The sequence below is a fragment of the Streptomyces phaeochromogenes genome, from assembly GCF_001418655.1.
Lineage (GTDB): Bacteria > Actinomycetota > Actinomycetes > Streptomycetales > Streptomycetaceae > Streptomyces > Streptomyces phaeochromogenes.
Map to the genome: position 1 here is coordinate 1 of NZ_LIQZ01000596.1, position 7,828 is coordinate 7,828.

8 protein-coding genes are annotated in these 7,828 nt (G+C 72.1%); 5 read left to right on the forward strand and 3 right to left on the reverse strand.

Features of this window, described 5'->3' with window-relative positions; all coding sequences use genetic code 11:
- The first annotated feature begins 326 nt into the window (after window positions 1-326).
- Window positions 327-503, forward strand: coding sequence for a hypothetical protein (locus tag AOK17_RS51155; protein WP_157881554.1), 177 nt, complete (start codon window positions 327-329; stop codon window positions 501-503).
- An 87-nt stretch (window positions 504-590) separates the two neighbouring features.
- On the opposite strand, the gene AOK17_RS46405 is transcribed toward AOK17_RS51155, so the two are convergent.
- The 3 genes from AOK17_RS46405 to AOK17_RS46415 all read right to left on the reverse strand — a co-directional run bounded on the left by AOK17_RS46405 (window position 591) and on the right by AOK17_RS46415 (window position 3,623).
- Entirely contained in the window at window positions 591-1,544 is a 954-nt protein-coding gene (locus tag AOK17_RS46405) for a 3-oxoacyl-ACP reductase (protein ID WP_055618665.1), read from the reverse strand.
- 53 nt (window positions 1,545-1,597) lie between these two features.
- The gene (locus tag AOK17_RS46410; protein WP_055618666.1) at window positions 1,598-2,674 is read right to left on the reverse strand and encodes a Zn-dependent alcohol dehydrogenase; all 1,077 of its coding nucleotides are present in this window, start codon (window positions 2,672-2,674) and stop codon (window positions 1,598-1,600) included.
- Between the two features lie 73 nt (window positions 2,675-2,747).
- Window positions 2,748-3,623, reverse strand: coding sequence for a MaoC/PaaZ C-terminal domain-containing protein (locus tag AOK17_RS46415; RefSeq protein ID WP_055618667.1), 876 nt, complete (start codon window positions 3,621-3,623; stop codon window positions 2,748-2,750).
- A 327-nt stretch (window positions 3,624-3,950) separates the two neighbouring features.
- On the opposite strand from AOK17_RS46415, the gene AOK17_RS46420 reads away from it, so the two are divergent.
- The 4 genes from AOK17_RS46420 to AOK17_RS46435 all read left to right on the forward strand — a co-directional run bounded on the left by AOK17_RS46420 (window position 3,951) and on the right by AOK17_RS46435 (window position 7,773).
- Complete coding sequence (locus tag AOK17_RS46420; protein ID WP_079053682.1) at window positions 3,951-4,931, forward strand: ABC transporter ATP-binding protein; 981 nt, start codon at window positions 3,951-3,953, stop codon at window positions 4,929-4,931.
- Complete coding sequence (locus AOK17_RS46425; RefSeq protein ID WP_055618668.1) at window positions 4,931-5,650, forward strand: ABC transporter permease; 720 nt, start codon at window positions 4,931-4,933, stop codon at window positions 5,648-5,650. The genes AOK17_RS46420 and AOK17_RS46425 overlap by 1 nt, the downstream gene beginning before the upstream one ends.
- A 45-nt stretch (window positions 5,651-5,695) precedes the next feature.
- Entirely contained in the window at window positions 5,696-6,958 is a 1,263-nt protein-coding gene (locus AOK17_RS46430; protein ID WP_245697870.1) for a sensor histidine kinase, read from the forward strand.
- A gap of 182 nt (window positions 6,959-7,140) precedes the next feature.
- Window positions 7,141-7,773 (forward strand): response regulator transcription factor, encoded by a 633-nt coding sequence (locus tag AOK17_RS46435; RefSeq protein WP_055618671.1) that lies wholly within the window; start codon window positions 7,141-7,143, stop codon window positions 7,771-7,773.
- The last annotated feature ends 55 nt before the right edge of the window (window positions 7,774-7,828 follow it).

Below are 7,828 nucleotides of genomic sequence, written 5' to 3' on the forward strand. Positions count from 1 at the left end.
AGGCGGCGGTTCAGCCGGCCGTTCAGCCGGTGCCCCCGCAAGGGACGGCTCCCTCCGGAGCCCGGCCGACCCCGCCCTCGGCACCAGCCCCTCCCCCGCTCCCGCACCCGGTGAACCCACTCCAAGTCGAGCAGGTGAGTAGCGAGTGCCCGCCGGCCCTCCGCGCTCTCCGGGCTCTGCGGGCGAGCGCCGAAACGACGCCCCCATCCGCCCCCCTCAAAGTGACCACCGAGTAGCCCCAACCACCCCTCAGCGCTGTCACACCCGCCCGTTAGACTCGCCCGCGCTGTACCGAAGGATCATGTTGACACGGGGTGAATTTCCACATGAGCGACACGAACACCATGGAGACGACGGCCACCGACCCGCGGGCGACGGTGGCCCAGGCAGCAGACGACGGTGGCCACGGCCGGCACCGGGGGCCCGTCTCCGCGCAGGAGGGCGAGGCGACCCCTCGCGGCCGGCACCGCAAGCCCGCCGAGTACGGCGACACGGGGGCCTGACGACCTCAGGTCCGGAGCGTCACACGGCCCCGCCCGACACTCGTCGGGCGGGGCCTTTCCGTGCGAGCGGCGCCACAGCACAACCTGTCACTCGTGCTTGAGCCCCAGCACTTCCGCCGCCGCGAACGTCTCCCCCGTCGGCCGGTCCGCGTAGTGCGGCGTGAGCAGCGCGTCGAGTTCGTCGTACGTGAAGGCGTCCTGCTTGGTGTCGAACTTGGCGGCCACCCGCGGGCGTTCGACGACCGCGACCATCCCGCCGTGCACGACGAGCAGCTGGCCGTTGACCTGTGCGGCGGCGGGCGAGGCCAAGTAGCCGACGAGCGGTGCGACATGCTCGGGAGCGAGCGGGTCGAGCCGGTCCTCGGACCCGTCGCCCGCCGGTTCCTGGAAGCCCGCGAAGACGTCCGCCGTCATACGGGTCCGGGCGCGCGGGCAGATGACGTTCGCCGTGACGCCGTACTTCGCGAGTGCCAGTGCCGTCGAGGTGGTGAGCCCGACGATCCCGCCTTTCGCGGCGGCGTAGTTGGGCTGTCCCGCGGAGCCCGCGAGGAACGCCTCCGAGGAGGTGTTCACGATCCGCCCGTACACCGGCGCGTCCGCCGCCTTGGAGCGGGCCCGCCAGTGCGCGGCGGCGAAGTGGGTGGTGTTGAAGTGGCCCTTGAGATGGACCCGGATCACCGAGTCCCACTCGTCCTCGGACATCGAGAAGACCATCCGGTCGCGCAGGATGCCCGCGTTGTTGACGAGGATGTCCAGCTGTCCGAACTCGGCGACCGCCAACTCGAGCAGTTCCCGCGCCTGTTGGTGGTCGGCCACGTCCCCGGTGTGCGCGACGGCACGGCCGCCCGCCGCCCGGATCCCGGCGGCGACCTCCTCGGCGGGCGTGGCGGACGCGGCACCGGAGCCGTCCCGGCCGGGCTGTCCGAAGTCGTTGACGACGACGGCGGCGCCGAGCCGGGCGAGCTCCAGCGCCTCGGCCCGGCCCAGGCCGCGGCCCGCGCCCGTGACGATCGCGGACCGGCCCTCAAGTGGCAGTGACATCAAGGTCCTTTCAGCCGTCGGTGGCCAGAAGATCGAGAGGTCGGATCAGGAGGTCAGATCTCGATGCACGTACGCAGCGCCACACCCGTACGCATCTGGTCGAGCGCCTCGTTGATGTCGCTGAGCGGCACACGGTGGGTGATCAGCCCCTCCAGGTCGATGCGCCCGGCGCGCCACAGGGCGACGGTCCGCTCGTACGACCGCAGGACGTCCCCGCCGCCGTACATGGACGGCAGGATCCGCTTCTCGTCGAAGAACAGCTCGAACATGTTGAGCTGGAGATAGTCGTCCATGGCGCCCGCGCCGACGACGACCAGGGTGCCGCCGCGGCGGGTGTTCTCGTACGCCGTGCGGGCGGTGGCGGAGCGGCCGACGACCTCGAAGACGTAGTCGAAGCCCTCGCCCGCGGTCACCGTCTGCTTGGCGTCGGGGAGTTCGTCGGGCGATACGGCCCTGGTGGCGCCGAACTTCAGCGCGGCCTCGCGGCGGGAGGCGACCGGGTCGACGGCGACGATCTCGGCGGCGCCCTTGAGCCGGGCGCCCTGGATCGCGGAGATGCCGACGCCTCCGCAGCCGATGACGGCGACCGACGAACCGGCTTCCACGTCCGCGGTGTTGAGGGCTGCGCCGAGTCCGGTGGTGACGCCGCAGCCGATGAGGGCGGCGATGTCGAAGGGCACGTCGTCCGGGATCGGCACGGCGCAGCCCGCGTCGACGACGACCTCCTCGGTGAAGGTCCCGGTGCCCGCGAAGCCGAAGACATCGCCGCCGGGGCGCTTGAAGTTGGGCGTGCCCGCGTTCATGAACCCGGCGAGACACAGCTCGGTCTGGCCGCGCTTGCAGGCGGGACAGGTGCCGCAGGCGGGCAGCCAGCAGACGACGACCCGGTCGCCGGGCTTGACGTTGGTGACGCCCTCGCCCACCTCCAGGATCTCGCCCGCCCCTTCGTGCCCGGGGACGAACGGCGCGGGCTGCGGCAGCACCCCGGCCATCGCGGAGAGGTCCGAGTGGCACAGGCCGGTGGCCCGCACCCGGATCCTGACCCGGCCGGGGCCGAAGCCCGTCGCCTCGACGTCGTCGAGTATCTCCAGCTTGTCCTGGCCTATCTCGTGCAGTACGGCTGCGCGCATGGTGCGGCTCCCCTCGGAAACGTACGTAAGTCCCTGGTCCCTCAAGTCCCTAGTGCCTCAAGTCCCTGGTCCCTCAGCTGTGCTCGACGACGGTGTCGGCGAGGACCGGTGCGTCGTCCCGGTCGGCCGCGCCCACCGTCACGCGGACCGTGCCGTCCCCCTGCCACATGCGGATGCGCAGGGTCTCGCCCGGGTAGACGACCCCGGCGAAGCGCGTGGCGTAGGAGCGGACCCGGCCGACGTCGCCGCCGAGTGCCGTGTCCACTACGGCCTTCAGCGTCATCCCGTACGTGCACAGCCCGTGCAGGATCGGCCGGTCGAAGCCGGCGAGCTTGGCGAACTCGGGGTCGGCGTGCAGCGGGTTCCAGTCGCCGGAGAGCCGGTACAGGAGCGCCTGGTCCTCGCGGATCGCCCGCTCGACCGTCCGGTCCGGATCGCCTGTCGGCGGTTCGGGGCGGGTGGAGGGGCCGCGGTCGCCGCCGAAGCCCCCTTCGCCGCGTACGAAGATCTGGGCGTCGTTGGTCCACAACGGGCCCTCGTCGTCGGCGACTTCGGTGCGCATGACGAGGATGGCGGCCTTGCCCTTGTCGTAGACGGCCGCGATCCGTCCGGTGGCGGTCGCCCGGCCCTCGACGGGGATCGGGCGGTGCAGCGTGACGGTCTGGCCGCCGTGCAGGACGTGCGCGAGGTTGACGTCGATGCCCGGCATGGAAAGGCTGTTGATCACGCCCGGTGAACCGGCGCCCGCGACCGTGGCGAAGCTCGGCAGCACGTGCAGCCGGGACTCCAGGGTGTAGCGCAGCTCGTCGGGGTCCGTCGCGGGGCTGTCCTTGTCGGGGTTCGCGCCGGCGCCGAGGCCGAGGTGGTAGAGCTGGACGTCCTTGTGACCCCAGGCGATCCCGGCGGACCGGGGCTCGGCCGCGAGGGCCTGGGCAACGTCGATGGGCATGGGGCTCCTGACTGCTGGCGGGGAAGACCCCGGTGCGGCCGTCCGCACCGTCGGCCGCACCGAGGTCGACACTGAGCCGAGGAACCCGCCTGTTCTAGAACGCGTTCCAGTCCGGCGACCACCTGTATAGCTCAGGGTCCGGCACATGTGAAGACTCCTGACGGCATGTCAGATGGGTGGCGCGGACGCGGCAGTGACAGCGGCAGTGACATTTGTCCTGCCCGAGTCCGTACATTGCGCATCTGCCCCGCCGACCCCCGGATTCGTAGCGTCGTACCCATGACGAAGACGGGGACGAAGACGGGGACGAGGGCGGGGACGGGGACGATGGCCGACACGACGGAGACGGCGGAGACGGCGGCGGAAGCCACGGCGGGCGGGGCCGCGGACCAGGCCGTTTCCTTCGCGGGGGCGGTCAAGGCCTTCGGTGCGGTGCGGGCCGTGGACGGTGTCGATCTGGAGATCGCACGCGGCGAGACGGTCGCGCTGCTGGGCCGCAACGGCGCCGGCAAGTCCAGCACGATCTCGCTCCTGCTGGGCCTGAACGAGCCGGACGAGGGCGTCGTACGCCTCTTCGGCGGCACCCCGGAGGAGGCCGTGCGGGCGGGGCGCGTGGGCGCGATGCTCCAGGACAGCCGGCCGGTGCCGCGGGTGACGGTGGGCGAACTGGTCGCGTTCGTGGCCGGTACGTATCCCGCGCCTATGCCCGTCGCCGAGGCGCTGGAGCTCGCGGGCATCGCCGAGTTGGCCGGGCGGCGCGTCGACCGGCTCTCCGGGGGCCAGACGCAGCGGGTACGGTTCGCGGTCGCGCTCGTCGGGAACCCCGCGCTGATCGTGCTCGACGAGCCGACCGCGGCGCTGGACGTGGAGGCGCGGTACGCCTTCTGGGACTCGATGCGGGCGTTCACGCGGCGCGGTCACACCGTCCTCTTCTCCACGCACTACCTGGAGGAGGCGGACGCCAACGCCGACCGGATCGTCGTCATCGACCACGGCCGGATCGTCGCCGACGGCACCGGCGAGCAGCTGAAGCGGGCCGCGGGCGGCAGCCTCGTCGCCTTCGACCTCGCCGGCGCCGGCCCGGACGGGCTGGCGGACCTGCCCGGTGTGGTCTCCGTGGAGGTGCGCGGCGACCGGGCGCGGCTGCGGTCCGACGACTCGGACGCGACGGTGATCGCGCTCGCCGAGCGCGGCGCGATACGCGCGCTGGAGGTCGCGCCGGCCTCGCTGGACGACGCGTTCCTCGCTCTGACCTCCACTCCTGCTTCCACTCCCGCTGCTTCGCGTACCTCTCTGGAGACGGTGTGATGCTCGACTATCTGCGGCTCGAAGTGCGCCGGACGCTGCGCGACGCCGGCTTCGTGATCGGCGGTGTCGTGATGCCGGTGGTGATGTATCTGCTGTTCACGAACCTCGGTGACGGCGCCGACAACGAGTGGCGGACCGCCTCGATGATCGGCATGGCCGCGTACGGCGCGATGGGCTCGGCCCTGAACACCGGCGGCGGGGTCGCCGAGGACCGGAGCATCGGCTGGCTGCGGCAGCTGCGGATCACGCCGATGAGCCCGCGCCAGGTCGTGACGGGCCGGGCGCTCACGGGTGCGGTGACGGTGCTGCCCGCGATCGTCGCGGTCCTGGTGGCGGGCGGCCTGGTCAACGGCGTACGGCTCGACGCCTGGAAGTGGGCGGTGATCGCGCTGCTGCTGTGGCTCGGCTCGATCCCCTTCACCCTGCTCGGCCTCGGCAACGGCTACCGGCTGACCGCGCAGGCCACGGGCGTGATGAACATGGTGTGCAACCTGACGCTCGCGATGGTCGGCGGCCTGTGGTTCCCGCTGAGCCTCTTCCCCGGGTGGCTGCGGTCGCTGTCCTCCTACACACCCACGAACCGGTTCGCGCAGCTCGGCACATCGGTCGCCGACGGGCACGCGCCCGCTCTCGGGGCGGTGCTGGTGCTGACCGGATGGCTGCTGGCCTTCGGCTCGTACGCTGTGGTCTCGTACCGCAGGACCGCGCGGACCGTCTGAACGGGGGCTGAGGACATGTCCTGGTTGCGAAGGGTCAGCTGTCAGATGTCGGCGTGGCAGGAGTCGCGGACGGACCGGAAGGCCGACCGGGACGCGTTCGTGGCCGACCAGAAGGCCGTACGGAAGACCGGGAAGCTCCCGGAGCACCTAGGCCCGCCACCCAGCGGTTTCGCCCTGCTCCCCTGGCTGCTGATGGGCATGGGCGCCTTCTCCAACCTCTTCCAGGGCAAGACCCCGAACCCGTGGATCGGTGGCATCGGCCTCCTCGTCTTCAACTCCCTCTACATCCATGTGGTGTTCCGGGCCTTCACCAAGGAGGCCCGGGAGGCCCGCTCCACCCGGGGCGCGCTGCTCGCGCTGGGCATCGTGACCTCTCTCCTCGGCGGCCTGTACGGCGGCAGCTGGCTGCTCTTCTTCCCGCTGCTCGGCCTGGCCGCGGGCGCGATCGTCCGGGGGCGGTGGCTCGGCAGGACCGGCATCGGGCTGAGCGCACTCGCGGGTGTCGTGGCCGGGCTGCGGGACGGCTGGGGCGCGGTGAACGTCGCGTACGGCACGTTCCTGTCCACCATGGTGACCGCGGCGATCCTCTCCCTGTCCGACGCCGTACGTGAACTGCGCGCCGCCCGCGAGGAGTTGGCCCGGCAGGCCGTCGAGAAGGAACGGCTGCGGTTCTCCCGCGACCTGCACGACCTCCTCGGGCACACGCTCTCCGTCATCGTCGTGAAGTCGGAGGCGGTCCGTCGGCTCGCACCCCGCGACATTGACGCGGCCCTGGTCCAGGTCTCCGACATCGAGTCGGTGGGCCGCCAGGCGCTCACGGAGATCCGCGAGGCGGTCACCGGCTACCGCGAGGGCAGCCTCGCCGCGGATCTCGACCGGGCGCGCTCGGCCCTCCTGGCCGCCGGTGTCGAGCCGGTCGTCCGCCAGTCCGGGCCGCCGCTCGCCGCCCAGACCGAGGTCCTGCTCGGCTGGGTCGTCCGCGAGGCGGTCACCAACGTGGTGCGCCACAGCGGCGCGGGGCGCTGTGAGATCACGGTGGACGGCTCGGCCGAGCATGTCCGGCTGCGGGTCACGGACGACGGTCGTGGGGCCGCGCCGCCGGCCGCGCCGGAATCGCCCGTGTCCGGCATCGGCGGTACGGGTATCGGCGGCACAGGCCTGAAGGGGCTGACCGAGCGGCTCGCGGCGGCCGGGGGGTTGTTGGAGGCGGGGCCCGGGGCGCGGAGTGGGTTCACGGTTGTGGCGGAGCTTCCGGTGGATCCGGCCGAGCGGGTGGGTGTGCCGGAGCTGTCGGCCGGGCGCCGGTAGCTCCGCTGGGGTGTGTTTCCGGGTGCGGGTGGGAGTGGTTGCCCGCGCAGTTCCCCGCGCCCCTGAAAGCGGACGGCAACCCCTGCTTCCAAGGGGCGCGGGGAACTGCGCGGGCAACCACGACAGGCCCGCACCGAATCTCGTGCCCCGAGCGGAGCGCCTACCCTTGGGCCGTGAACGAGATGCCCCGGGACTACCGGCCCGCCAAGTCCATCCGCGTTCTGCTCGCCGAGGACCAGGGGATGATGCGGGGCGCCCTCGCCCTCCTCCTCGGTCTGGAGGCGGACATCGAGGTGGTCGCGCAGGTCGGGACGGGGGACGCGATCGTGGGCGCGGCCCTGGAGTCGCGGCCGGACGTGGCACTGCTGGACATCGAACTGCCCGGCATCAGCGGCCTGGACGCCGCCGCACTGCTCCGGGACGAGGCGCCCGACTGCCGGGTGCTGATCCTCACCACCTTCGGCCGGCCGGGCTATCTGCGGCGGGCCATGGAAGCGGGCGCCGCGGGGTTCCTCGTCAAGGACGGGCCCGTGGAGGAGCTGGCCGAGGCGATCCGCCGGGTGCTGACCGGCGAGACGGTCATCGACCCCGCGCTCGCGGCGGCGGCGCTGAGTGCCGGGCCCAATCCGCTCACGGCCCGTGAGTGCGACGTGCTGAAGGCCTCGGCGGACGGTGCGACGGTCTCGGACATCGCGTCCAAGCTCCATCTCTCCGAGTCGACCGTCCGCAACTACCTCTCGTCGGCGATCGGCAAGACGGCGACACGAAATCGTATGGAGGCCATGCGGGAGGCCCGCCAGCAGGGGTGGCTCTGAGCGGGGTGTGTTTTCGGTGCGGGTGGGTGAGGGCTGGAGTGCGCGGTTCCTCGCG

Excerpts from the sequence above, each read along its gene's own strand:
- AOK17_RS46420 (WP_079053682.1), top strand. The coding sequence starts at position 3,951 with ATGGCCGACACGACGGAGACGGCGGAGACGGCGGCGGAAGCCACGGCG.
- AOK17_RS46405 (WP_055618665.1), bottom strand. The coding sequence starts at position 1,544 with ATGTCACTGCCACTTGAGGGCCGGTCCGCGATCGTCACGGGCGCGGGC.
- AOK17_RS51155 (WP_157881554.1), top strand. The coding sequence starts at position 327 with ATGAGCGACACGAACACCATGGAGACGACGGCCACCGACCCGCGGGCG.
- AOK17_RS46410 (WP_055618666.1), bottom strand. The coding sequence starts at position 2,674 with ATGCGCGCAGCCGTACTGCACGAGATAGGCCAGGACAAGCTGGAGATA.
- AOK17_RS46435 (WP_055618671.1), top strand. The coding sequence starts at position 7,141 with ATGCCCCGGGACTACCGGCCCGCCAAGTCCATCCGCGTTCTGCTCGCC.
- AOK17_RS46425 (WP_055618668.1), top strand. The coding sequence starts at position 4,931 with ATGCTCGACTATCTGCGGCTCGAAGTGCGCCGGACGCTGCGCGACGCC.
- AOK17_RS46430 (WP_245697870.1), top strand. The coding sequence starts at position 5,696 with ATGTCGGCGTGGCAGGAGTCGCGGACGGACCGGAAGGCCGACCGGGAC.
- AOK17_RS46415 (WP_055618667.1), bottom strand. The coding sequence starts at position 3,623 with ATGCCCATCGACGTTGCCCAGGCCCTCGCGGCCGAGCCCCGGTCCGCC.